The sequence below is a fragment of the Chryseobacterium sp. SIMBA_028 genome, assembly GCF_046535285.1.
Classification (GTDB): Bacteria; Bacteroidota; Bacteroidia; order Flavobacteriales; family Weeksellaceae; genus Chryseobacterium.
In genome coordinates, this window is record NZ_JAWRWZ010000576.1 from 1 (window position 1) to 253 (window position 253).

Here is a 253-nt window from a genome sequence, read left to right on the forward strand (position 1 = left end):
CTTTTTTTTCAGATTGAATGAATAATAAACTCCTGCCTGGAATACCACATTCGTATGATGGCTTTCAAAAGTTATGGTTTGAAAAAATCCTCGTTTTGCTCTGGCTTCAATTCCAAAGTTATCTGTAATGTCATAACCTACACCTCCTACAATTCCGAAATCAATTTCATTAGCCATTGTAAAGTCTTTATCTACAACGATATCAATAGTCGGGCCGATGTGTACATTAAATTTGTTGAAATAAAACTTATTG

1 pseudogene is annotated in these 253 nt (G+C 33.2%); it reads right to left on the reverse strand.

Going from position 1 to position 253, the window contains the following annotated elements:
* Positions 1-253, reverse strand: a pseudogene (locus SCA31_RS24555) (hypothetical protein); the annotation flags it as partial.